Source organism: Pseudomonas bananamidigenes (genome assembly GCF_001679645.1).
Taxonomy (GTDB): Bacteria; Pseudomonadota; Gammaproteobacteria; order Pseudomonadales; family Pseudomonadaceae; genus Aquipseudomonas; species Aquipseudomonas bananamidigenes.
On the sequence record NZ_LRUN01000002.1, the window covers coordinates 1 to 21,823 of the forward strand.

General features: G+C 61.9%; 18 protein-coding genes and 1 pseudogene. 5 read left to right on the forward strand and 14 right to left on the reverse strand.

The genetic code is table 11. The annotated features are described in order from the left end of the window. Positions 1-257 precede the first annotated feature (257 nt). The 5 genes from BBF94_RS01410 to BBF94_RS01430 all read left to right on the forward strand — a co-directional run bounded on the left by BBF94_RS01410 (position 258) and on the right by BBF94_RS01430 (position 5,960). Positions 258-1,922, forward strand: coding sequence for an AMP-binding protein (locus BBF94_RS01410; RefSeq protein ID WP_065257271.1), 1,665 nt, complete (start codon positions 258-260; stop codon positions 1,920-1,922). A gap of 15 nt (positions 1,923-1,937) precedes the next feature. Next, the gene (locus tag BBF94_RS01415; RefSeq protein ID WP_065257272.1) at positions 1,938-2,699 is read left to right on the forward strand and encodes an SDR family NAD(P)-dependent oxidoreductase; all 762 of its coding nucleotides are present in this window, start codon (positions 1,938-1,940) and stop codon (positions 2,697-2,699) included. Positions 2,700-2,711: 12 nt separating this feature from the next. Further along, a complete protein-coding gene (locus BBF94_RS01420; RefSeq protein ID WP_065257273.1) occupies positions 2,712-3,905 on the forward strand; it encodes an acetyl-CoA C-acyltransferase in 1,194 nt (397 codons plus the stop codon). A 139-nt stretch (positions 3,906-4,044) separates the two neighbouring features. Beyond that, a complete protein-coding gene (locus tag BBF94_RS01425; RefSeq protein ID WP_065257274.1) occupies positions 4,045-5,172 on the forward strand; it encodes an acyl-CoA dehydrogenase in 1,128 nt (375 codons plus the stop codon). A 14-nt stretch (positions 5,173-5,186) separates the two neighbouring features. Next, positions 5,187-5,960: an enoyl-CoA hydratase gene (locus tag BBF94_RS01430; protein ID WP_065257275.1), complete on the forward strand. Its 774-nt coding sequence runs from the start codon at positions 5,187-5,189 to the stop codon at positions 5,958-5,960. A gap of 213 nt (positions 5,961-6,173) precedes the next feature. Here the strand turns inward: BBF94_RS01430 and BBF94_RS01435 are convergent, their stop codons facing one another. The 14 genes and pseudogenes from BBF94_RS01435 to arnB form a co-directional block, all read right to left on the reverse strand. Beyond that, complete coding sequence (locus BBF94_RS01435; protein WP_065257276.1) at positions 6,174-7,325, reverse strand: acyl-CoA dehydrogenase family protein; 1,152 nt, start codon at positions 7,323-7,325, stop codon at positions 6,174-6,176. 3 nt (positions 7,326-7,328) lie between these two features. After that, positions 7,329-8,435 (reverse strand): enoyl-CoA hydratase/isomerase family protein, encoded by a 1,107-nt coding sequence (locus tag BBF94_RS01440; RefSeq protein WP_065257277.1) that lies wholly within the window; start codon positions 8,433-8,435, stop codon positions 7,329-7,331. 190 nt (positions 8,436-8,625) lie between these two features. Continuing rightward, complete coding sequence (locus BBF94_RS01445; protein ID WP_065257278.1) at positions 8,626-9,312, reverse strand: HPP family protein; 687 nt, start codon at positions 9,310-9,312, stop codon at positions 8,626-8,628. 159 nt (positions 9,313-9,471) lie between these two features. After that, positions 9,472-10,650, reverse strand: coding sequence for an MFS transporter (locus BBF94_RS01450; protein WP_065257279.1), 1,179 nt, complete (start codon positions 10,648-10,650; stop codon positions 9,472-9,474). Between the two features lie 94 nt (positions 10,651-10,744). Further along, positions 10,745-11,263, reverse strand: a complete 519-nt coding sequence (locus BBF94_RS01455; RefSeq protein WP_065257280.1) for a GNAT family N-acetyltransferase — start codon at positions 11,261-11,263, stop codon at positions 10,745-10,747. Between the two features lie 57 nt (positions 11,264-11,320). Next, complete coding sequence (locus BBF94_RS01460; protein ID WP_065257393.1) at positions 11,321-12,919, reverse strand: ArnT family glycosyltransferase; 1,599 nt, start codon at positions 12,917-12,919, stop codon at positions 11,321-11,323. Continuing rightward, positions 12,914-14,295, reverse strand: a pseudogene (locus BBF94_RS01465) (UDP-glucose dehydrogenase family protein); the annotation flags it as partial. The pseudogene BBF94_RS01465 and the gene BBF94_RS01460, both read right to left, overlap by 6 nt. Next, positions 14,292-14,705: a 4-amino-4-deoxy-L-arabinose-phosphoundecaprenol flippase subunit ArnF gene (gene arnF, locus BBF94_RS01470; RefSeq protein WP_065257282.1), complete on the reverse strand. Its 414-nt coding sequence runs from the start codon at positions 14,703-14,705 to the stop codon at positions 14,292-14,294. The gene arnF and the pseudogene BBF94_RS01465, both read right to left, overlap by 4 nt. Then, on the reverse strand, positions 14,702-15,046 hold the full coding sequence (gene arnE, locus BBF94_RS01475) for a 4-amino-4-deoxy-L-arabinose-phosphoundecaprenol flippase subunit ArnE (protein ID WP_065257283.1): 345 nt from the start codon (positions 15,044-15,046) through the stop codon (positions 14,702-14,704). The genes arnF and arnE overlap by 4 nt, the downstream gene beginning before the upstream one ends. Continuing rightward, positions 15,043-16,692: a lipid IV(A) 4-amino-4-deoxy-L-arabinosyltransferase gene (gene arnT, locus BBF94_RS01480; RefSeq protein WP_065257284.1), complete on the reverse strand. Its 1,650-nt coding sequence runs from the start codon at positions 16,690-16,692 to the stop codon at positions 15,043-15,045. Before arnT ends, arnE begins: the two co-directional genes overlap by 4 nt. Continuing rightward, a complete protein-coding gene (arnD, locus tag BBF94_RS01485) occupies positions 16,689-17,573 on the reverse strand; it encodes a 4-deoxy-4-formamido-L-arabinose-phosphoundecaprenol deformylase (protein WP_065257285.1) in 885 nt (294 codons plus the stop codon). The genes arnT and arnD overlap by 4 nt, the downstream gene beginning before the upstream one ends. Continuing rightward, complete coding sequence (gene arnA / locus BBF94_RS01490; protein WP_065257286.1) at positions 17,573-19,564, reverse strand: bifunctional UDP-4-amino-4-deoxy-L-arabinose formyltransferase/UDP-glucuronic acid oxidase ArnA; 1,992 nt, start codon at positions 19,562-19,564, stop codon at positions 17,573-17,575. The genes arnD and arnA overlap by 1 nt, the downstream gene beginning before the upstream one ends. Continuing rightward, the gene (arnC, locus tag BBF94_RS01495) at positions 19,561-20,583 is read right to left on the reverse strand and encodes an undecaprenyl-phosphate 4-deoxy-4-formamido-L-arabinose transferase (RefSeq protein WP_065257287.1); all 1,023 of its coding nucleotides are present in this window, start codon (positions 20,581-20,583) and stop codon (positions 19,561-19,563) included. The genes arnA and arnC overlap by 4 nt, the downstream gene beginning before the upstream one ends. Then, positions 20,580-21,728, reverse strand: a complete 1,149-nt coding sequence (arnB, locus tag BBF94_RS01500) for a UDP-4-amino-4-deoxy-L-arabinose aminotransferase (protein ID WP_065257288.1) — start codon at positions 21,726-21,728, stop codon at positions 20,580-20,582. Before arnB ends, arnC begins: the two co-directional genes overlap by 4 nt. Positions 21,729-21,823 lie beyond the last annotated feature (95 nt).

The following is a 21,823-nucleotide window of genomic DNA, read 5'->3' on the forward strand; positions in this document are numbered from 1 at the left end:
TCTGCGTGGGAATGCAGCCCGGGACGCTCTGCGTCCCCTCCAGAGCTGGAACGCGGAGCGTCCCTTGAGGCATTCCCACGCGGAGCGTGGGAACGATCATCGCGGTACGGCGTGGGAACGATCAAAGTCCGGATTCATGGCCAAACCAGTCATCCACTTTGAAGGCTTTGGCCATTGCCGCAACCGGCGTGCGGCGCGAGTATTCCTCTGATGTTTACGGTTCCCCGACCTAATAAAAACACAGAGGGATTCTGGCAATGCGCGATTACTTGTCTGCCACCGAACAGTTCAATTATCAGCACACCGTGGACGCCGCACTCAGCGGCTCGCTCGAGGCGCTCAACGCCTGCGTCGAATGTTGTGACCGTCACGCCTTGCCGGGGCGCATCGCGCTGTTCTGGGAAGGCCGCGACGGCGCCAGTGCGACTTACACCTTCAGTGACCTGCAGGACAAAGCCGCACGTTTCGCCAATTTCCTCCTCGCCCAAGGCGTGCAGAAGGGCGACAAGGTTGCCGGCCTGTTGCCGCGCAACATCGAACTGCTGATCACCGTTTTCGCCACCTGGCGCATCGGCGCGGTGTATCAACCGCTGTTCACCGCGTTCGGCCCGAAAGCCCTCGAACATCGCCTGAACAGCTCCGGCGCCAAAGTGGTGGTGACCGACGCGGTCAACCGGCCGAAGCTCAGCGAAGTCGCCGATTGCCCGACGCTGGTCACCGTCGGCGGCCTGAAAGGCCAGGGCATTGTCCGTGGCGATTTCAGTTTCTGGGCCGAGCTGCCCAACCATTCCAATGTCTGCGAACCGGTGCTGTTGACCGGCGAAGACCCGTTCCTGCTGATGTTCACCTCGGGCACCACCGGCCCGTCGAAAGCGCTGTCGGTGCCGCTCAAGGCCATCGTCGCATTTCAGAGCTACACCCGTGACGCCGTGGATCTGCGTCCGGAAGATGCGTTCTGGAACGTCGCCGATCCGGGGTGGGCCTATGGCATTTATTTCGGCGTGACCGGCCCGTTGTCGATGGGGCATCCGATCACTTTCTACGATGGCCCGTTCACCCTCGAAAGCACCTGCCGGGTGATCAACAAATACGGCATCACCAACCTCACCGGTTCGCCCACGGCGTATCGCCTGTTGATTGCCGGCGGCGATGAATTCGCCCGTTCGATCAAGGGCAGGCTGCGCATCGTCAGCAGTGCCGGCGAGCCGTTGAACCCGGAAGTGATCCGCTGGTTCGCCGACAACCTCGGCGTGGTCATTCACGACCACTACGGCCAGACCGAACTGGGCATGGTGCTGTGCAACCATCATGGCCTCGAACACCCGATCCACCTGGGTGCCGCCGGTTTCGCCTCGCCGGGCCATCGCATCGTGGTGCTTGACGACCAGTACAACGAACTCGGCATCGGCCAGCCCGGCATCCTCGCCATCGACCGCACACAGTCGCCGATGTGCTGGTTCGCCGGTTACGAAGGCGCGCCGACCAAGGCCTTCGTCGGCGATTACTACCTGAGCGGCGATACCGTGGAGTGGAACCCGGACGGCAGCATCAGCTTCGTCGGTCGCAGCGACGATGTGATCACTACTTCCGGCTACCGGGTCGGCCCGTTCGACGTGGAAAGCGCGCTGATCGAACACCCGGCCGTAGTCGAAGCGGCGGTGGTCGGCAAACCCGATCCGGAGCGCACCGAACTGGTCAAAGCCTTCGTCGTGCTCAACCCGCAATACCGCGCCGAGCCTGCGCTGGCCGAAGAACTTCGGCAACACGTGCGTAAGCGTCTGGCCGCGCATTCGTACCCCCGTGAAATCGAATTTGTCAGCGAATTGCCGAAAACCCCGAGCGGCAAATTGCAGCGCTTTATCTTGCGCAACCAGGAAATCGCCAAGGCTCAAGAGGCCGCGGCGCACAACGTTCCAGCTTGAATCAGGAAGTCAGTCATGCAGATCGAAAACAAGGTTTTTATCGTCACCGGCGGCGCGTCCGGCCTGGGTGCCGCCACCGCTGAATTGCTGGTGAGCGCCGGCGCCAAAGTGATGCTGGTGGACATGAACGCCGAAGCCGTCGCCGCCCAGGCCCAGCGCCTCGGCGCGCAAAGTGTCGTGGCCGACATCAGCAACGAAGCCGCCGCTGAAGCCGCCGTGCAGGCGACCGTGAAAGCCTTCGGCAGCCTCAACGGGCTGGTGAACTGCGCCGGCATCGTCCGTGGCGAGAAGATCCTCGGCATGAACGGCCCGCACGCCTTGTCCAGCTTCGCGCAGGTGATCAACGTCAACCTGATCGGCAGCTTCAACATGCTGCGCCTGGCGGCGGCAGCGATTGCCGAAAGCGAGGCCAACGCTGACGGTGAACGCGGCGTGATCATCAACACGGCGTCCGTGGCGGCGTTCGATGGTCAGATCGGCCAGGCCGCATACTCCGCTTCCAAAGGCGCCATCGCCAGCCTGACCCTGCCTGCCGCCCGTGAGCTGGCGCGCTTCGGCATCCGCGTGATGACCATCGCCCCGGGCATTTTCGAAACCCCGATGATGGCCGGCATGACCCCGGAAGTGCGCGATTCGCTCGCCGCTGGCGTGCCGTTCCCGCCGCGTCTGGGCAAGCCTGCCGAGTACGCCGCGCTGGTGCGGCATATCATTGAAAACAGCATGCTCAACGGTGAGCTGATCCGTCTCGACGGCGCCTTGCGCATGGCCGCCAAGTAAGGAGGATTTCCCATGACCATCTCCAACGATCCGATTGTCATCGTCAGCGCCGTCCGCACCCCGATGGGCGGTTTCCAGGGCGAACTGAAAAGCCTGACCGCGCCGCAACTCGGCGCGGCGGCAATCAAGGCGGCGGTCGAGCGCGCCGGTGTCGCCGCCGATGCGGTCGATGAAGTGTTGTTCGGTTGCGTGCTGCCGGCAGGGCTCGGCCAGGCGCCTGCACGTCAGGCTGCCCTGGGCGCCGGCCTGGACAAATCCACCCGCTGCACCACCGTCAACAAGATGTGCGGTTCGGGCATGGAAACCACCATCCTGGCCCACGACATGCTGCTGGCCGGCAGCGCCGATGTGGTGATCGCCGGCGGCATGGAAAGCATGTCCAACGCGCCGTACCTGCTGGATCGCGCCCGTGCCGGGTACCGCATGGGCCACGGCAGGGTGCTGGATTCGATGTTCCTCGACGGTCTTGAAGACGCCTACGACAAGGGCCGCCTGATGGGCACCTTCGCCGAGGATTGCGCTGAAACCAACGACTTCAGTCGCGAGGCTCAGGACGCATTCGCCATCGCCTCGACCACCCGTGCCCAGCAGGCGATCAAGGACGGCAGCTTCAAGGACGAAATCGTCCCGCTGACCGTGACTGTCGGCAAGGAACAAGTGGTGATCAGCAACGACGAGCAGCCACCCAAAGCCAAACTGGACAAGATTGCCTCGCTGAAACCGGCGTTTCGCGAGGGCGGCACCGTGACGGCGGCCAACTCCAGCTCGATCTCCGACGGCGCTGCCGCTCTGGTGTTGATGCGCCAGTCGCAAGCACAGAAACAGGGCCTGAAACCGCTGGCGGTGATTCATGGTCACGCCGCGTTCGCGGACACCCCGGGCCTGTTCCCGGTGGCTCCGATTGGCGCGATCAAAAAATTGATGAAGAAAACCGGCTGGTCGCTGGATCAGGTCGATCTGTTTGAAGTGAACGAGGCGTTCGCCGTGGTCGGCATGGCGGCGATGACCCATCTGGAAATCCCCCACGACAAACTGAACATTCACGGCGGCGCCTGCGCCCTGGGCCACCCGATCGGTGCGTCCGGTGCGCGGATTCTGGTGACCTTGCTCTCGGCCCTGCGCCAGAAAGGCCTGAAACGCGGCGTCGCGGCGATCTGCATCGGCGGCGGCGAAGCCACGGCGATGGCCGTGGAATGCCTGGGTTAAAGCGGACGACAAACTCTGTGGGAGCGAGCTTGCTCGCGAAGGCATCCTGTCAGTTAACAAGTAACTGAATGACATACCGCTTTCGCGAGCAAGCTCGCTCCCACAGGTTTTGCGCTGCAATCAGAATTAAGGATTTGCCATGATTCCCAATGACGACCAGCAACAAATCCGCGACATGGCCCGGCAGTTTGCCGAGGAACGGCTCAAACCGTTCGCCGCCGAATGGGATCGCGAGCACCGTTTTCCGAAGCAAGCCATCGGCGAAATGGCCGGGCTGGGCTTCTTCGGCATGCTGGTGCCGGAGCAGTGGGGCGGTTGCGACACCGGTTACCTGGCCTACGCCATGGCCCTGGAAGAAATTGCCGCCGGCGACGGCGCCTGCTCGACGATCATGAGCGTGCACAACTCGGTGGGTTGCGTGCCGATCCTCAAGTTCGGCAACGACGATCAGCGCGAGCGCTTCCTCAAGCCGCTGGCCAGCGGCGAAATGCTCGGTGCTTTCGCGTTGACCGAACCCCAGGCCGGCTCCGATGCCAGCAGCCTGAAAACCCGTGCACGGCTGGAAGGTGATCACTACGTGCTCAACGGCTGCAAACAGTTCATCACCTCCGGGCAGAACGCCGGGATCGTGATCGTTTTTGCCGTCACTGATCCGAGTGCCGGCAAGCGCGGGATCAGCGCCTTCATCGTTCCGACCGACTCGCCGGGCTACAAAGTCGCCCGCATCGAGGACAAACTCGGTCAGCACGCTTCGGACACCTGCCAGATTCTCTTCGAAGACGTGAAGGTGCCGGTGGCCAACCGGTTGGGCGAGGAGGGTGAAGGCTACAAGATCGCCCTGGCTAACCTGGAAGGCGGCCGCGTGGGCATCGCTTCGCAATCGGTGGGCATGGCCCGTGCCGCGTTCGAAGCGGCACGTGATTACGCCCGTGAACGCGACACCTTCGGCAATCCGATCATCGAGCATCAGGCCGTGGCCTTCCGCCTCGCGGACATGGCCACGCAGATCGCCGTGGCGCGGCAGATGGTGCATTACGCCGCCGCCCTGCGTGACAGCGGTCAGCCGGCGCTGGTCGAAGCGTCGATGGCCAAACTGTTCGCCTCGGAAATGGCCGAGAAGGTCTGCTCCATGGCCTTGCAAACCCTCGGCGGTTACGGTTACCTCAACGACTTCCCGCTGGAGCGCATCTACCGCGACGTGCGGGTCTGCCAGATCTACGAAGGCACCAGCGACATTCAGCGCATGGTCATTTCGCGCAATCTTTGAGAAGGAATCTGCACATGAGTTACGAAACGATTTTGCTGGAAACCCACGGCCGCGTCGGCGTCATCACCCTGAACCGCCCGCAGGCGCTGAATGCCCTGAACGCGCAACTGGTCAGCGAAGTGAACCGCGCCCTCGACGGTCTGGAAGCCGATGCGAACATTGGCTGCATCGTCATTACCGGTTCGAAGAAGGCTTTCGCAGCCGGTGCCGACATCAAGGAAATGGCCGAGCTGACCTACCCGCAGATCTACATGGACGACCTGTTCAGTGACAGCGACCGCGTGGCCAACCGCCGCAAGCCGATCATCGCGGCGGTCAACGGCTTCGCCCTTGGCGGTGGCTGTGAGCTGGCGCTGATGTGCGACTTCATCCTGGCCGGCGACAACGCCAAATTCGGTCAGCCGGAAATCAACCTCGGCGTGCTGCCAGGCATGGGCGGGACCCAGCGCCTGACCCGCGCCGTGGGTAAGGCCAAGGCCATGGAAATGTGCCTGAGCGGGCGTTTGATCGACGCGGTGGAAGCCGAGCGTTGCGGCATCGTTGCGCGGATCGTGCCGAGCGATGAGCTGCTGGATGAAGCGCTGAAAGTCGCTGCAGTCATCGCCAGCAAATCGCTGCCGATTGCGATGATGGTCAAGGAAAGCGTCAATCGCGCCTTTGAAGTGAACCTGACCGAAGGCGTGCGTTTCGAGCGCCGGGTGTTCCATGCGGCGTTTGCGACGCAGGATCAGAAAGAAGGGATGGCGGCGTTTGTGGCCAAGCGGCAGCCCAAGTTCCAGGGCAAGTAACGCGGCGCAATTACAAAATGCCCTCACCCCAGCCCTCTCCCGGAGGGAGAGGGAGCCGACCGGGGTGTCTCAGGTCCGATATCGACCTGAGAGACCGGGTCGATTATGGATTCACAAACGATCGTTCAAGTCGGTGTAACTCATGAATATCCCACGGTCAGTCCCCTCTCCCTCTGGGAGAGGGTTAGGGTGAGGGGAAAGGGGTCAACACAGTCACAACTGATAGTTCTTCAACTCCCGAGCAATCACCATCCGCTGTATCTCGCTGGACCCCTCGTAAATCTGGGTAATCCGCGCATCCCGGTAATACTTCTCCACCGGATAATCTTCGAGATATCCATACCCGCCATGAATCTGAATCGCTGATGAGCAGACCTTTTCAGCCATTTCCGACGCGAACAGCTTGGCCTGCGAAGCCTCCGACAGACACGGCTTGCCCGCCGTGCGCAGCCGCGCCGCGTGCAGGATCATCAGACGCGCCGCGTTGATCTGCATCTGCATGTCCGCCAGCAGGTTGGCGATGCTCTGGTGTTCGACGATGGCCTTGCCGAACTGCACCCGGTCACGGGCGTAACCCAGCGCCGCTTCGAATGCCGCACGGGCGATGCCCAGTGCTTGCGCGGCAATGCCGATACGTCCGCCTTCAAGGTTGGACAAAGCAATTGCCAGGCCTTTGCCGCGTTCACCCAGCAGATTCGCTTCAGGAATGCTGCAGTTGTTCAACGTCACCGCGCAGGTGTCGGAAGCGCGGATGCCCATCTTGTGTTCGGTGCGGTCGACAATGAAGCCCGGCGTATCGGTCGGCACCAGAAACGCCGAAATACCGCGTTTGCCCAGATCGGGATCGGTGATGGCAAACACGATCGCCAGTTTTGCCCGTTTGCCGTTGCTGACGAATTGCTTCGCGCCGTTGATCACCCATTGCCCGTCGCGCAGTTCGGCACGGGTGCGCAGGTTGTGCGCTTCGGAACCGGCCTGCGGCTCGGTCAGGCAGAAGCAGCCGATCACCGCGCCGCTGGCCAGATCCGCCAGCCAGGTCTGTTTCTGTTCTTCGCTGCCGTAATTGAGCACCGGCCCGCAGCCGACCGAGTTGTGGATGCTCATGAACGCACCGGTGGCGCCGTCGCCGGCGGAAATTTCTTCCACGGCCAGCGCATAAGCCACGTAGTCGACGTAAGTGCCGCCCCATTCTTCCGGCACCACCATGCCCAGCAGCCCGAGTTCGCCCATCTTCGCCACCAGAGCGTCATCGATCCAGCCTGCCTTTTCCCAGGTTTGTGCGTGCGGGGCGATTTCGCCCCGGGCAAAATCCCGGGCCATGTCGCGGATCATGACCTGGTCTTCAGTCAATTCGAGATCGTGCATGACTCAGCTCCCGCTCTCATCAAAACCGTGGAAGAAACTCGCGACCTGCTCGGCGTGCAACGCAGCCAGCGTCGGCGGGTTCCAGCGTGGTGATTTGTCTTTGTCGATCAACAAGGCGCGTACGCCTTCGATCAGGTCGCCGCGCTCGAACCACTGGCGATCCAGATGCAGTTCGAGGGCAAAGCAGTGTTCCAGGCTCAGGTGCCGGCCACGACGCAGCATTTCCAGGGTCACGCCCATGGCCAGCGGCGAGCGGGTGTCCAGCAGGTCAGCAGTGGTGGTCGCCCACTCATGGCTGTCGGCGACGGTCACGGCGCGCAGTTGCTCGACGATGCTCGGTACATCGGGCAACGCGAAGAAATGGTCGATGGCCGGACGCAAGGCTTCGAGCGGCGCGTCCGGCAGCGTTTGCACGCCGTGGCGGGCCAGCAGGTTTTGCAGGTCTTTGAGCGGCGTGTCGTGCCACTCCAGGTGATCGAGCTGTTCGTCGAGGGTGCCGAGTTTGCTGCTGTCCAGATACCAGTCGGCGAGGCCGCAATACAGCGCATCCGCCGCACGAATCTGCACGCCGCTGACACCCAGGTAAATTCCCAGCTCACCGGGAATGCGCGGCAGAAAATAACTGCCGCCGACATCCGGAAAATACCCGATGGCCACTTCCGGCATCGCCAGACGGCTCTTCTCGGTGACCACCCGCAGATCGGCGCCTTGCACCAGGCCCATGCCGCCGCCGAGGACAAAACCGTCCATCAGCGCCAGCACCGGTTTGCGGTAATGGTGGATCGTCAGGTCGAGGGCGTATTCCTCGACGAAGAATGTTTCGTGCAGCGTGTCACCGCTTTTGAAACTGTCGTAAAGGGAACGAATGTCGCCACCGGCACAGAAGGCTTTTTCGCCGGCTCCGCGCAGGACCACGGCATGTACCTGGTCATCGTCAGCCCAGGCATCCAGATGTCGCTGGAGCCGGCGAACCATGTCGAGGGTCAGGGCATTGAGGCCGGCGGGGCGGTTGAGGGTCAGGTGACCGATATGATTGCGAACCTCGGCCAGCACTTCGTCTTGCGTGGCATCCATGGGCGAAGTCCGCGGGGATGAAGCCTGAGCAGTCATCACTAACTCCCTGCTTTTATTGTCTTTATTCGAGAAGCCCGGGCACGGGCGTTGACGGATCGTAACAGTGCAAATTTGCCGTGTACAACGGGGATATGTGCATGGGGTGTCTGCATTTTTGCCTTAGGCCAAATGCTCCGGATCGCGGCTTGTTTTCTATCGACAATGCTGACAGGGACAGGCCCGGAGCTTATCTGAACACCTGTCCGATACTGCGCCGTCTGGCATGCAACTCACTGGCATGAATCAGCTGTTCCAGATCCTCCGGCGTGACATCGATAAACGCCTCCATATCGGCCAGCGCCAATTTCAGATCCTCGGCCGTGATGGCCTGAGAATCGACCGGTGCCACGGCTGGCGCAGGCTCGGCGGGGCGTTTCGGGTAGCGGATGCGGGTCAGGTTGTTGTAGGCCAACGCGGCCAACAGCATGCATGCGGCGCTGAGCATCAGCGGTTCCAGGGCTTTCCAGTCCATGGCGATGGTCGTCGGATCGGCCAGCACCATCGTCAATGCCACCGCACCGGCCGGCGGGTGCAGACAGCGCAGCCAGCACATCAGGATCAGCGCCATGCCCGCCGCCAGGCAGGCGCTGCCCAACGTTCGGCCAAGGACATGAGCCACCAGCAATGCAACAACGCCGGCACACAGATAACCGCCGATGATTGACCATGGCTGGGCGAGGGCGCCGGAAGATACGGCGAACAGCAGCACCGCCGATGCCCCCAGCGGGCCCATCAGGTGATACGCCACTTCGATACCGAACACCTGACTGCACGCCCACACGCTGAACAACGTGCCGAGTGCCATGCCGATGGCGGCACGGCTCCATTCGGTGGGGCGGGTATTGATGGCGGCGGGCAACCAGCGAGCGAGCATGAAAAAACGATCCTTTGCAGAAAACCGAAGGCAAAAAAAAGGACTTGTCCGTCAACCCGGAAAGTCCTTCGAAGCGTTCCAACGATTGGGGGAGGAACGCGCACAGTGTGCCAATCAATCTCGATGCTGACAAATTCATATAAATGCATCTTCAGTGCATTATTTTTGAACTGTTTTCACCCGGCGACCGCTTACTACACACAGATAACCGCCGAGCGCGGCGAGTGCACTCAATGCATAAAACATGCTCGGCGCAGGGGTGTGCATCAACAGGAATCCGCACATCACCGGGCTCAAGGCCCCACCCAGTGCCGCCAGGTTTTGCGCGCCGTAATAGCTGCCGCGCAGGGCCTCGGGGGCCAGGGTGTCGACGAACAGGAAATCCGCCGGATAGATGATCATTTCACCCAGGGTGAAGATGAACATCGCCACGCACCAGCCGATCAGGCTGTCGGCCATGCTGAAACCGATCAACCCGGCGATGAACAAGGCTGTGCCGCCAGCGATCCAGCGCCTCAGGTGTTCACGCTTGAGCAGGCGCCCGATCTGGTATTGCAGCAGGATCACGGTGATTGCGTTACAGGCGAGCAACGCGGCCATGGTGTCGAGGGTCTGCTCCTGCGTGTGGGTCACCAACAGATACTGAGACAGGTACAGCGTGAATCGCCCGTGAACCAGCGTGCTGAGCAGGCAACCGAGGGTGAAGAGGATCATCGTGCGGTCGTTTTTCAGGATGAGCAGGGTATTGAGAAAACTCTGCGGCTGGCTGGATGAATCCGCCGGGTTCGCTTCACGGGAGGTCCCGGTCAGCAGAAAAATGCTGCCACAGGCAATCGCCCCCGCGACGATGAAGGGCGCTGTCGGCTGGACCCCGGCAATCACCACTCCGATCATCGGGCCGACGGCGTAGCCGATGTTGGTCAGGGTGTAGTTGAGCGAAAAGGCTTTCCCTCGCTGGCTGACCGGCAGATTTTCGCTGAGGATCGCCTTGGAGCAGATCAGAAACAGCGCCGAGGCGGTTTCGCTGACGATCAGCACCAATGTCACCAGGTACAGATTCTGCGCAAGACTCAGCAATATCAGGCCGATGCCACTGGAGAGCATCGTCAGCATCAACAACTGGCGCTTGTCGAGTCGGTCGATGACGTAGCCGCCGTACAGCGAGAACAGCGTGGCACTGAACACCGCGATGCCCAGCAGCAGACCGACATCCTGTGGGTCGAGGCCCAGTTTGTTACTGAGGAACAGCGTCAGGAGTGGACTGATCAGTGCCCGACTGATGACGATGGTCAGGGAGGTGATCATCAGCCGGCGGATCAGACGCGAGTAAGTGGCCACGGAAAATCAATGTCCTTATTGCAGATTCAGGAGCAAGTGTCGTCGCCATCCTCACCGGGCGCAGGACACCGGTCAAGTCGGCTCGCAGAAAAGGTCAGTCAAGCGACAGGCGCATCGCACAGCGGCGCTCGCCAGGAAGCCCGTGGGCGACTTCATCGTTCAGGGCCTGGATCAGATGCGCATCGATATCTTCTTCACGCAACAGGACAAATCCCATCCGCTGATAGAACGGCGCATTCCATGGCAGGTCGCGAAAAGTGGTCAGCGTCACGGCTTGTAGTTGCTGCCGTCGTGCGTATTCAATCGCGCCCGACAGCAATTTGCGACCGAAGCCGCGACCTTGAAAGTGCTGGTGAACGGACAGTTCCTCGACGTGCAGTTGCCTGTCGATTTCAACCGCTCTGAGAAAACCTGCAAGTTGTCCGTCGATTTGTTCTGCCACCCACACCTTGCCCTGTTCTATGGCCTGCAAATGTTGAGTGGCATCGGGGACATCGCTGTCGGCCAGCCAGGCCAATGCGGGATCGAGGCGAAACAGTGCAGCGGCCGAACGCTCGATGGCGGGGAGGGCGGCAGCGTCGGCAGGACGGGCAGAGCGAATGGAAAGGGTCATCAAGGGCTGCGATCTTCTGATGCGGAAACACGGAAAGATCGCAGCCTTCAACGAGGTCTACAAGGGTTTCAGGTACAACAGCACGTAATCGTTCTTGTCGAAGCGCCCGCTCAGTACCGGTTGCAGACTGGCCAACTGCGTGCCTTGCAGCGACTGCAGGTCCTTGCTGTCCATGATCAGCCAGGCCGGCCCCTTCAACGCTTCCAGTTGCTGAACGGTTTCGGTGAACTGCGGTTGCAGGTCCTGTTCGACATTGACCATGAACTTGATCGCCTTGGCGTCCTTGCCCATGCCATGCAGCACCAGTGGTGCCGGGTTCTGCCGGACCTGGGCGAACGCGGCGCGGCTGAAGGCGCGGGTATCGTAGAGCGCGCGCTCCACCGGCTCGAACACCGCGGCGTAGACCACCCACAACGCCAGCACCGAACTCAATGCCAACACTTCGGCACGCCAGCGCGGTTTCCACAGTCGGGACAGCGCCAGCAGTTGCAGCACGCCCAGCACGATCAGTACCGGCATCACACCGCTCAACAGTTCGGGGAATTTGCGTCGAGCCACCAGCAGGGCAACGATCAGCAACAGCGGCGTCAGCAGCCACAGGGCCTGAATGATGCCGCGCAGCCACGCAAACACTCGACCGTGAGCCACCTGAAACGGATACGCCGCGATGATCGCCGCCATCGGCAACATCGGCAGCAGGTAGCGCGCCTTCTTCGCCTGCGGAATCGACAGGCCGACCATGACGATCAGCCCGGCAGCTGCGCAGTATTGCACCAGACGCAATGCCGGCCCGCGCTGATGCGGTTTGCTCAGCCACGCCGCCGCCAGTACCACCAGCGCCAGCGGATACGCCAGCGCGTAGTTGCCCAGTGAACTGGTGAAGTAATACAGCGAACCGCTGACACCTTCACTGCCATCCATGCGCCCCATGAACTGCATGCGGATCACGTCTTGCAGGAAAGCCTCGCCACCGCTGAGTCGGGCCAGCCACAGCAGCAGCCCCACGCACACCGCGAGCAGGATCGACGCCAGCACGCCGAACACGAACAGCCGGGTCCACTGGCGATCGAGCAGGTAATAACTGCAGAGCATGCCGGTCGGCACCACAAGCCCGATCGGCCCGCGAATGCCAAAGCCGAGCAGCAACAGGGCAAATATCAGCGGCCAGCGCCGACCGGAGCCAAAGTGGTCGTGAGCGTAACCCAGGTAGAACACCGACAGTGCGACGGCGGCCAGCATCAGGTCTTGCGACACGGCGCGGACTTCCGTGATGAAGGTGCTGGTGAGCATCAGCAGCGCAATACTGATCAATGCCCAGCGCTGCGAATGCACCGCCAGCAAGCGGTACATCAGCATCACGATCACCCCGCCGGCGATGGCGCTGGGCAGCCAGGCGGTCAGGGTATTGATCGCGCCGAAAGGCAACGCCAACAGCCAGATGAACAACGTCGACAATGCCGAATAATCGGCGTAAGGCTCGCCGTAGGTGGTCGGAAATACCGTCGGCCCGTGTCGCAGCATTTCCTGGGCAAACAGTACAAAGCGTGAATCAAAGCCGATGGGTGCCTGTCCATAAACCCCGGCGATAAACAACAACAGTGCCAGCAGCCCTGCGATCAGGGACTGCCGGCGGATGGCAGGCGACAACGTAATCAAGCGACGTCCGCAGTGTTGGGCCATTGATGCAGCGGCATCGGCAGCTTGCGCGAATCCCCCCGACCGATCGGGAAGTACTTGAAGCCATTGCGCGCCAGACGATCGGCGTCATACAGGTTGCGGCCGTCGAAGATCACCGGATCCTTGAGGCGTTGCTGGATCAGGTCGAAATCCGGCGCCTTGAACTGCTGCCATTCGGTGCAGATGATCAGCGCGTCGGAACCGGACAGCACCGATTCAGGGGTGCCCATCAGCATCAGTTTTTCTTCGTTCGGGTACAGGTGCTGGGTTTCCTGCATCGCTTCCGGGTCGAAGGCGCGAACGCTGGCGCCGGCGGCGAACAGCGAGTCGAGCAGGACTCGGCTTGGCGCATCGCGCATGTCGTCGGTGTTCGGCTTGAATGCCAGGCCCCACAGGGCGAAGGTCTTGCCGCGCAACTCGCCTTTGTAGAACGCATTGATGCGGTCGAACAGCTTGTGCTTCTGACGCTCGTTGATCGCTTCGACCGCTTGCAGCAGGTCGCTGGAGCAGTGGGCCTGCTCGGCACTGTGGATCAGCGCGCGCATGTCTTTGGGGAAGCAGGAGCCGCCGTAGCCGCAGCCCGGATAGATGAAGTGGTAGCCGATGCGCGTGTCCGCACCGATGCCCTGACGGACCGACTCGATATCGGCGCCCAGGTGTTCGGCCAGCTCGGCGATCTGATTGATGAAGCTGATCTTGGTCGCCAGCATGCAGTTGGCGGCGTACTTGGTCAGCTCGGCGCTGCGCAGGTCCATGAACATGATGCGGTCATGGTTGCGGTTGAACGGCGAGTACAGGTCGCGCATCACGTCGCGCACTTCATCGCCTTCGCAGCCGATGACGATGCGGTCCGGACGACGGCAGTCGGAGACCGCCGAGCCTTCCTTGAGGAATTCCGGGTTGGAGACGATATCGAATTGCAGCGTACGACCGGCCTTGTCCAGTGCGGCCTGGATATGGGCGCGCAGGGTGTCGCCGGTGCCGACCGGAACGGTGGATTTTTCCACCAGAATCAGCGGCTGTTCGCGATGGCGGGCGACGGCATCACCCACCGACAGCACGTATTTCAGGTCGGCCGAGCCATCTTCGCTGGACGGTGTGCCCACGGCGATGAAGGCGACGCGACCGTGAAGCACGGCGGTTTTTTCATCGGAAGTGAAGTGCAGGCGACCGGAATCCAGGCCTTCACGGACCAGGCCGGAAAGCCCGGGTTCAAAGATGCTGACGTGACCCTGGCTGAGCAGCTCGACCTTCTTCTGATCGATATCCATGCACACTACATCATGGCCGACCTCGGCCAGAACCGCGGCTTGCACCAGGCCGACGTAACCGCTTCCAAATACTGTGATTTTCATGGAGCACTCCTCAAATCGGGCGCTTGTGCCGGACGAGTGTTGATAGTGATGACACCGAGCATGACCAGAGCCACGCCCAGCGATTTGGTGAAACTGAAAGATTCGTTGAACAGCGGCAGACTGGCCGCCAGCAGATAAACCAGCGCATAGCTGATGCTCAGCAACGAGTAGGCCCGGCCCAGCGGCAGGTCACGCAGGGCGGCGAGCCAGCAGAGCATCGACAGTGCGTACGCAATGATGGCCGTGGACACCACCGCCAGTGCCGAGAGATCGACATTGCCGGCGCTCAGGGCGAACAACCATTGTTCCGGCTGCGGCAGGCGCGTCATGCTCCAGCGCATGCCCAGCTGGGCGCTGCTGACCAGCAAGACGCTGCCCAGAGCGAAGCCGATTCCGCGTCCCTGACTCATGACTGTTGCCCCAGCAGTGCCACACCGCCGATCACCAGTGCCACGCCGATCCAGTGCTGGCGATCGATCGGTTCGCGAAACACGAAACGCGCGATCAGGGTGATCAGCACAAAGTTGAGGCTGAGCATCGGGTAAGCGATGCCCACTTCAAGGCGTTGCAGCACCAGCAGCCAGACCAGCAGGCCCGAACCGAGCGCGAACAGTGCCAGCCACAGCCAGGGCGAGCGCAGTTTGTCGGCCCAGGACGAGTCGACACCGCGCCAGCTCTCCACCGCGTACTTCTGTGCAACCTGGCCCAGGCACGTCAGCAGACACGCCGTCAGCAACAGCAACCAGCTCATGACCGATCCTTGGGCAGGACGATGATCACCAGGTTGCCTTGCTCGTAACGGGTGCCGTCCTTGGGCAGCAGGTCGACTTCATGCAGCTCGTCGTCACCCTTGACCCGCATGACCACGCCGACCGAGCCGGTGCGGCGGGCGTCGCGTACCCACTGCTGGACTTCATCGGTGGTGATCCGCTGCTGCGCGCCTTCGGGGTAGCTCAGGCCGTACTTCAGCTCACCTACGGTGTTGTACAACGCCACCTTGGGTTGCTTCAGACGCCAGGCCAGTGCCGAGGCGGCACCGAGATCGTTGCTCAGCAGGTGCGTGGTGCCGGACAGTTCATCGAGGTGATGCAGGATGAACTGGTCCGGCGTCTTGTTGGCCACCACCGACTTCGGCAGCGCGGCCGGCAGCACACCGATCAGCAGCAGACTGCCGAGCGCCGGAGCGGCCCAGCACTGCAGCGGCAGAAAGGCCTGCGCAAGGTTGGAGATGATCCAGCCGATCAGGGCAATGAACACCAGCACCATGCTGTGCAGTTCGTGGTCGTACACCGGTTTTTTCAGTTGCAGGTAAACCAGTGCGATCAGCGTAACGACACCCAGCACCAGGTTAAGCAGGCCATTGACGCTCAGTGCCCGGCCCTGTTCCAGACGCAGTCGGTCGGCGAGGGCATGACCCAGCAACAGCGCCAGCGGCAGCAGGCACGGCAGGATGTAGGTCGGCAGCTTGCCGTTGGCCGTACTGAAAAAGGCCAGCGGCATCACCAGCCACAGCAGCAGGAAGGCAATCCCCGGTTGGGTACGGGTCTGCCAGGCTTGCTTGAACGCCGGCACCAGCATGCCGACCCACGGCAGGCTGAAGGCAACCAGCAAGGGCAGGTAGAACCACCACGGCGCGTCGTGTTGGGCATCGTCACCGGCGAAGCGGCGAATGTGTTCGTGCCAGAAGAAGAACCGCCAGTAATCCGGTTCCTGACTGTGCACGGCCAGCACCCACGGAAGGCTGACGACGATCGCCACGACAACCGCCACCGGACCGTAGATCAGCAGTTCACGCCAGCGTTTCTGCCAGAGCATCCAGGGCAGGGCGATCAGCACCGGCAGCAGCCAGGCGAGAAAACCCTTGGTCATGAACCCCATCCCGCAGGCCAGCCCCAGGACCGCCCAGCTGATTACGCGTTGCCGGGTGCTGCGGCTGTCGACGGCAAACCACAGGGCGACGAGGCTCAGGTTGACCCAGAAGGTGAATTGCGGATCGAGGTTGGCATAACCCGCCTGACCGGCAACCACCGTGAAGCTCATGTAGAGCAGGGCGCAGATAAAGCTTTTGCTCGGCTCGTTCCACAGGCGACGGGCGACCAGGAAGCACAACAGCACACTCAAACCGGTGCTGAGGGCCGAGGCGAAACGCACGCCAAACAGGTTTTGCCCGAACAGTTCCTGACCCAGCGCGATCATCCAGTAACCGGCAATCGGCTTCTCGAAATAACGCAGGCCCATGAAGTGCGGGGACACCCAGTTGCCGCTCAGCAGCATGTCCTGGCTGATCTGGGCGTAACGGGTTTCATCGGGAATCCACAGACCATGGGTGCCGAGCGGCAGCAGGTAGGCGAGCAGAAGCAATCCGATCAGCAGCGGCAATGCCCAGCGTTTGCTCATGCGCCTTGCACTCCCAGCCAGCCTTCACGGCCTTCGAGAACGCCACGTTGCACACGGCCGACAGGCAAGGTGTTGAGAAACTCGGGCAGCAGATCGCCCAGAGGCTGAAACTCGATTTCTCGCTGGCGTGCATCAGCCAGCAAACGGCGAAACTCTTCGGCCATCAGAATCCCTTCTACTTCGGCATGAATGGTGTAGTTGTTGAGGTTGTCCGGACGGAACCGGTCCAGGATGAACGCGTTGAAGTCCTTCGCCGCCACGGTCGGACCGACCACCTCGTCGAACGTCGGCATGTCCACCGGAATCTGCGGCGCACCCACTGAACCATCGGCCAGCAGCGGTCGAAACAGCCGATTCCCGCGGCAATCGCTGTTGTAGCGAAAACCGAAGGTTTCCTTGGCTTCGACCACACGCTCGTCCGCACGCCAGCCGGCGGCGGCCGAACACTGGATCTTCTCGCCGATGATGTCGCTCAGGGTGTCGACGCCGAGACGGATCTGTTCGATCAGTTGCGCGTCGCTCCAGGTCCCGGCATTGGCCTGCCAGCCATGGTGATCCCAGGCGTGCAGACCGATTTCATGGCCGGCGTCCCGGGCCTGACGCATCAGGTGCCCGAGGTCGCGACCGATCGGCTTGCCCGGCCAGGCGGTGCCGGCCAGCAGGATGTCCCAGCCATACAGGCCGGCGGCGTTGGAACGCAGCATTTTCCAGAGGAATTGCGGACGGATCAGGCGCCACAGATGCCGGCCCATGTTGTCCGGGCCGACACTGAAGAAAAACGTTGCCTTGACCTGCGCTTCGTCGAGGATTTCCAGCAACCGGGGCACCCCTTCACGGGTGCCTCGGTAGGTGTCGACATCGATACGAAGACCTGCCTGCATCAACGCTTGTCCGCGATTTCGAGCATGGCTTCACGCAGGAAGAAGTCCAGGGTGTTGCCGATGGTCTCGCGCATTTCCACGGTCGGCTCCCAGTTCAGCAGGCGCTTGGCGTTGGCGATGCTTGGCTTGCGGTGTTCCACGTCCTGGTAACCGGCACCGTAGAACGCCTTGCTTTCCACGTCGCGGAAACCGGCGAACGGAGGGAAGTTGGAGCGCAGCGGGTGAGCTTCGAACTGACGCAGCAGTTCTTCGGCCAGTTGACGGATGCTCGCTTCGTTTTCCGGGTTGCCGATGTTGATGATCTGGCCGTTGCAGACGTCGTTGTCGTTGTCGATGATGCGGGCCAGTGCCTCGACGCCGTCGGCGATGTCAGTGAAGCAGCGCTTCTGCTCGCCACCGTCGAACAGGCGGATCGGGGTGCCTTCCACCAGGTTCAGGATCAGCTGGGTGATGGCGCGGGAGCTGCCGATACGGGCGGAGTCCAGACGGTCCAGACGCGGGCCCATCCAGTTGAACGGACGGAACAGGGTGAAGTTCAGGCCCTTGGCGCCGTAAGCCCAGATCACGCGGTCCAGCAGTTGCTTGGACACCGAGTAGATCCAGCGTTGCTTGTTGATCGGACCGACGATCAGGTTGGAGTTGTCTTCGTCGAAGTTCTTGTCCTGGCACATGCCATAGACTTCCGAGGTCGACGGGAAAATCACGCGTTTGTTGTATTTGACGCAGTAGCGAACCAGTTTCAGGTTCTCTTCGAAGTCCAGTTCGAATACGCGCAGCGGGTTGCGGGTGTATTCGATCGGCGTGGCGATGGCCACCAGCGGCAGGACCACGTCGCACTTCTTGATGTGGTACTCGATCCACTCGGTGTGAATGCTGATGTCGCCTTCGACGAAGTGGAAACGAGGGTGGTCGCGCAGGCGGTCGATGGCGTCGGAACCGATGTCCAGGCCATAGATTTCGTAACGGTCGTCACGCAGCAGGCGCTCGGACAAGTGGTTACCGATGAAACCGTTGACGCCCAGGATCAGTACGCGGGTGCGACGTGGCGCACGGCCGGATTCGGCGCCGCGCAGCAGCGAGCCGTCCACCAGACCCAGTTCATTGGCCAGTTGCGGGCCGCTCAGGTACAGACCGTTGTCGTTGCGCTGACCGGCGTTGATCACCAGCGAGTCTTCACCGCAGGCAATGCGCAGCGGATCGACGCTGATCACGCGACCCGGCGCCTGACCTTCGTTGCCCTTGACGACGTCGGCGCTCCAGACGATCAGCTTGTGCTCGCCCACGGCGCAGAAGGCGCCCGGGTACGGACGGGTCACGGCGCGAACCAGGTTGAACAGCTGCTCGGCAGGCTTGGCCCAGACCAGCTTGCCGTCCGCCGGCGTACGACGACCGAAGACGGTGGCCTTGGATTCGTCCTGCGGGGTTTCGGTGATCTTGCCTTGCAGCATGTTCGGCAGGGTGTCGCGCAGCAGGTCGCTGGCGGCCGTGCGCAGTTTGGCGTGCAGGCTCAGACCGGTGTCGCTGCGCTCGATGGCCACGCGTTGCTGGGCGACGATGGCGCCGGCATCGGCGCGCTTGACCATGCGGTGCAGGGTGACGCCGGTTTCGGTTTCACCGTTGACCAGCACCCAGTTGGCCGGTGCGCGACCACGGTAGCGTGGCAGCAGCGAGCCGTGCAGGTTGAACGCGCCTTTTTTGGCCAGGGCCAGCAGCGGCTCGCTCAGCAGGTTGCGGTAGTAGAACGAGAAAATGTAATCCGGGTCGAGTTTGGCGATGCGCTCGATCCACAGCGGGTGGTTGGCGTCTTCCGGCGCGTGCACCGGGATGCCCTTGTTGGCGCACAGCTGTGCTACCGAGGCGTAGAAGGCGTTTTCTTTCGGATCGTCGGCGTGAGTGAACACTGCTGCAATGTCATAGCCGCTGTTAAGCAGGGCTTCAATGCCGGCGCAGCCAATATCGTGGTAAGCGAAGACAACAGTTTTTGCACTCATGAGAGAACCTGATCGGAAGTGGAATTGGAAGTAAGGCCGTCAACGGTGATCGCAGGCGCCGGGGAGGCCGGCTGGCTGCGCAACACCTTTTCAATGAAGAAGCGCGGGCGGGCGCGCACGTCGCTGTACATGCGTCCCAGGTATTCACCCAGCAGACCCATGCCGATGAACTGGCCACCGGTGAACACGAACAGCACCGCAAACAGGACGAACGTGCCGTCACCGGCCCAGACCGCACCGAATGCCAGACGCAGAACGATCAGCGCAACGGCGAACAGCGCGCCCAGACCTGCCATCGCGAAGCCGACGATGCTCAACAGACGCAGCGGCGTGGTGGTCATGCAGGTAACCAGATCGAACATGAGGTTGATCAGGCGCATCGGGCTGTATTTCGAGTCGCCGTGTTCACGCTCGGCGTGGGCCACGACGATTTCGGTGGTGTGACGGGCGAAGCTGTTGGCCAGGATCGGGATGAAGGTGCTGCGTTCACGGCAGGCCAGCATCGCGTCGATGATGGTGCGGCGGTAGGCGCGCAGCATGCAGCCGTAGTCGCTCATGGCCACGCCGGTGGAGCGTTGCACCGCCAGGTTGATCAGTTTCGACGGATAGCGACGCAGCGCCGAATCCTGACGATGGCCACGCACGGTGCCGACCACGTCATAGCCTTTCTCGGCTTCTGCCACCAGACGCGGAATTTCTTCCGGCGGGTTCTGCAGGTCGGCGTCGAGGGTGATCACCACGTCGCCCTTGCACTGCTCGAAACCGGCCATGATCGCGGCGTGCTGGCCGTAGTTGCGGTTGAGGATGACCGCCACGAACGGGCTGTTTTCGCGTCCGGCGGCTTCTTCGAGCATGTTGGCCGACTCGTCGCGGCTGCCGTCGTCGACCAGCACGATTTCGTAGTCATGTTTGAGTTGGGCGCAAGCCGCTTCTGTGCGCCGAAGCAGCTCAGGCAGACTGTCCTGTTCGTTGTAGACCGGGATGACGATCGACACGCATTTAATCGGGTAAGGTCTCACGAGCGTTTGTCCATAAGAGTGGCGATGGCGCCGACAACACGATCCAGATCCTGGTCGGTCATGTCGGGGAACAGCGGAATCGAGCACAGCCGCGCCGAGTTCCATTCGGTGTTGGGCAGATACAGGTCAGGGTCACGCTGGCGGTACCAGGTGTGCAGGTGGGTGGCGATGAAGTGGATACCGGTGCCGATGCCTTGCTCCTGCAAGCCTTTCATGAAGGCTTCGCGATCCATCCCGCAGCGCTCGCTGTCGATGCGCAGGATGAACAGGTGCCAGGCGTGTTGCTGGGCGTATTGCGGCACGGCCAGGGGTTGTACCGGCAGGCCTTCGAGCTTGTGCAGGTACTGACCGGCCAGCTCGGTGCGGCGGGCGTTGATGGCGTCCAGACGCTGCAGTTGCACCAGGGCAATGGCGGCGTTGATATCGGACAGGTTGTACTTGAAGCCGGGTTCGATGACCTGGGCCTGCGGCTTGCGGCCACCGGTCAGGCGGTCGTAGGCATCGACACCCAGACCATGGAACTTGAGCATGCGCACGCGGCTGGCCAGGGCTTCGTCGTCGGTGACGAACATCGCGCCTTCGGCACAGGTCATGTTCTTGATCGCGTGGAACGAGAAGATCGCGGTGCCATGGGAGCCGACATGGCGGCCCTTGTAGCGGGTACCGGCAGCATGGGCGGCGTCTTCGATGACCGGGATGCCGTGCTTGTCCGCCAGGGCGTACAGCGGATCCAGATCGAATGCGGCGCCGGCGTAGTGCACCGGAATGATGGCTTTGGTGCGCGGCGTGATGGCGGCTTCGATACGGGCGGCGTCGGTCATCAGGGTGTCGCGGTCGACATCGACGAACACCGGTGTGGCACCCAGCAGGGAAATCATGTTGGCGGTGGAGACCCAGGTCTGCGACGGCGTGATGACTTCATCGCCGGGGCCGATGCCCAGGGCCAGCAGTGTGATGTGCATTCCGCCGGTGGCGGAGGACAGGGCAACGGCGTGCTTGCAACCTACGTACTGCGCGAACTGTTCTTCAAGTGCCTGGTTTTTCGGCCCGGTGGTGATCCAGCCCGAACGCAGTACCTGTTCGACGGCCGCAATTTCTTCGTCGCCGATACTCGGGCGAGAGAAGGGGAGAAACGCCTGACTCATGGACACCTCATTGCGAAAAAAATGGACAGATCCATCTGTTCATCGGATCCAATCCCAGCGTAGACACAAAAAACGGGTTTTGCATCAACAAGTTG

What these genes read in the sequence shown, in the direction of transcription:
- BBF94_RS01410 (WP_065257271.1), top strand. Translation starts at nt 258, where the DNA reads ATGCGCGATTACTTGTCTGCCACCGAACAGTTCAATTATCAGCACACC.
- BBF94_RS01415 (WP_065257272.1), top strand. Translation starts at nt 1,938, where the DNA reads ATGCAGATCGAAAACAAGGTTTTTATCGTCACCGGCGGCGCGTCCGGC.
- BBF94_RS01420 (WP_065257273.1), top strand. Translation starts at nt 2,712, where the DNA reads ATGACCATCTCCAACGATCCGATTGTCATCGTCAGCGCCGTCCGCACC.
- BBF94_RS01425 (WP_065257274.1), top strand. Translation starts at nt 4,045, where the DNA reads ATGATTCCCAATGACGACCAGCAACAAATCCGCGACATGGCCCGGCAG.
- BBF94_RS01430 (WP_065257275.1), top strand. Translation starts at nt 5,187, where the DNA reads ATGAGTTACGAAACGATTTTGCTGGAAACCCACGGCCGCGTCGGCGTC.
- BBF94_RS01435 (WP_065257276.1), bottom strand. Translation starts at nt 7,325, where the DNA reads ATGCACGATCTCGAATTGACTGAAGACCAGGTCATGATCCGCGACATG.
- BBF94_RS01440 (WP_065257277.1), bottom strand. Translation starts at nt 8,435, where the DNA reads ATGACTGCTCAGGCTTCATCCCCGCGGACTTCGCCCATGGATGCCACG.
- BBF94_RS01445 (WP_065257278.1), bottom strand. Translation starts at nt 9,312, where the DNA reads ATGCTCGCTCGCTGGTTGCCCGCCGCCATCAATACCCGCCCCACCGAA.
- BBF94_RS01455 (WP_065257280.1), bottom strand. Translation starts at nt 11,263, where the DNA reads ATGACCCTTTCCATTCGCTCTGCCCGTCCTGCCGACGCTGCCGCCCTC.
- arnF (WP_065257282.1), bottom strand. Translation starts at nt 14,705, where the DNA reads ATGAGTCAGGGACGCGGAATCGGCTTCGCTCTGGGCAGCGTCTTGCTG.
- arnE (WP_065257283.1), bottom strand. Translation starts at nt 15,046, where the DNA reads ATGAGCTGGTTGCTGTTGCTGACGGCGTGTCTGCTGACGTGCCTGGGC.
- arnT (WP_065257284.1), bottom strand. Translation starts at nt 16,692, where the DNA reads ATGAGCAAACGCTGGGCATTGCCGCTGCTGATCGGATTGCTTCTGCTC.
- arnD (WP_065257285.1), bottom strand. Translation starts at nt 17,573, where the DNA reads ATGCAGGCAGGTCTTCGTATCGATGTCGACACCTACCGAGGCACCCGT.
- arnA (WP_065257286.1), bottom strand. Translation starts at nt 19,564, where the DNA reads ATGAGTGCAAAAACTGTTGTCTTCGCTTACCACGATATTGGCTGCGCC.
- arnB (WP_065257288.1), bottom strand. Translation starts at nt 21,728, where the DNA reads ATGAGTCAGGCGTTTCTCCCCTTCTCTCGCCCGAGTATCGGCGACGAA.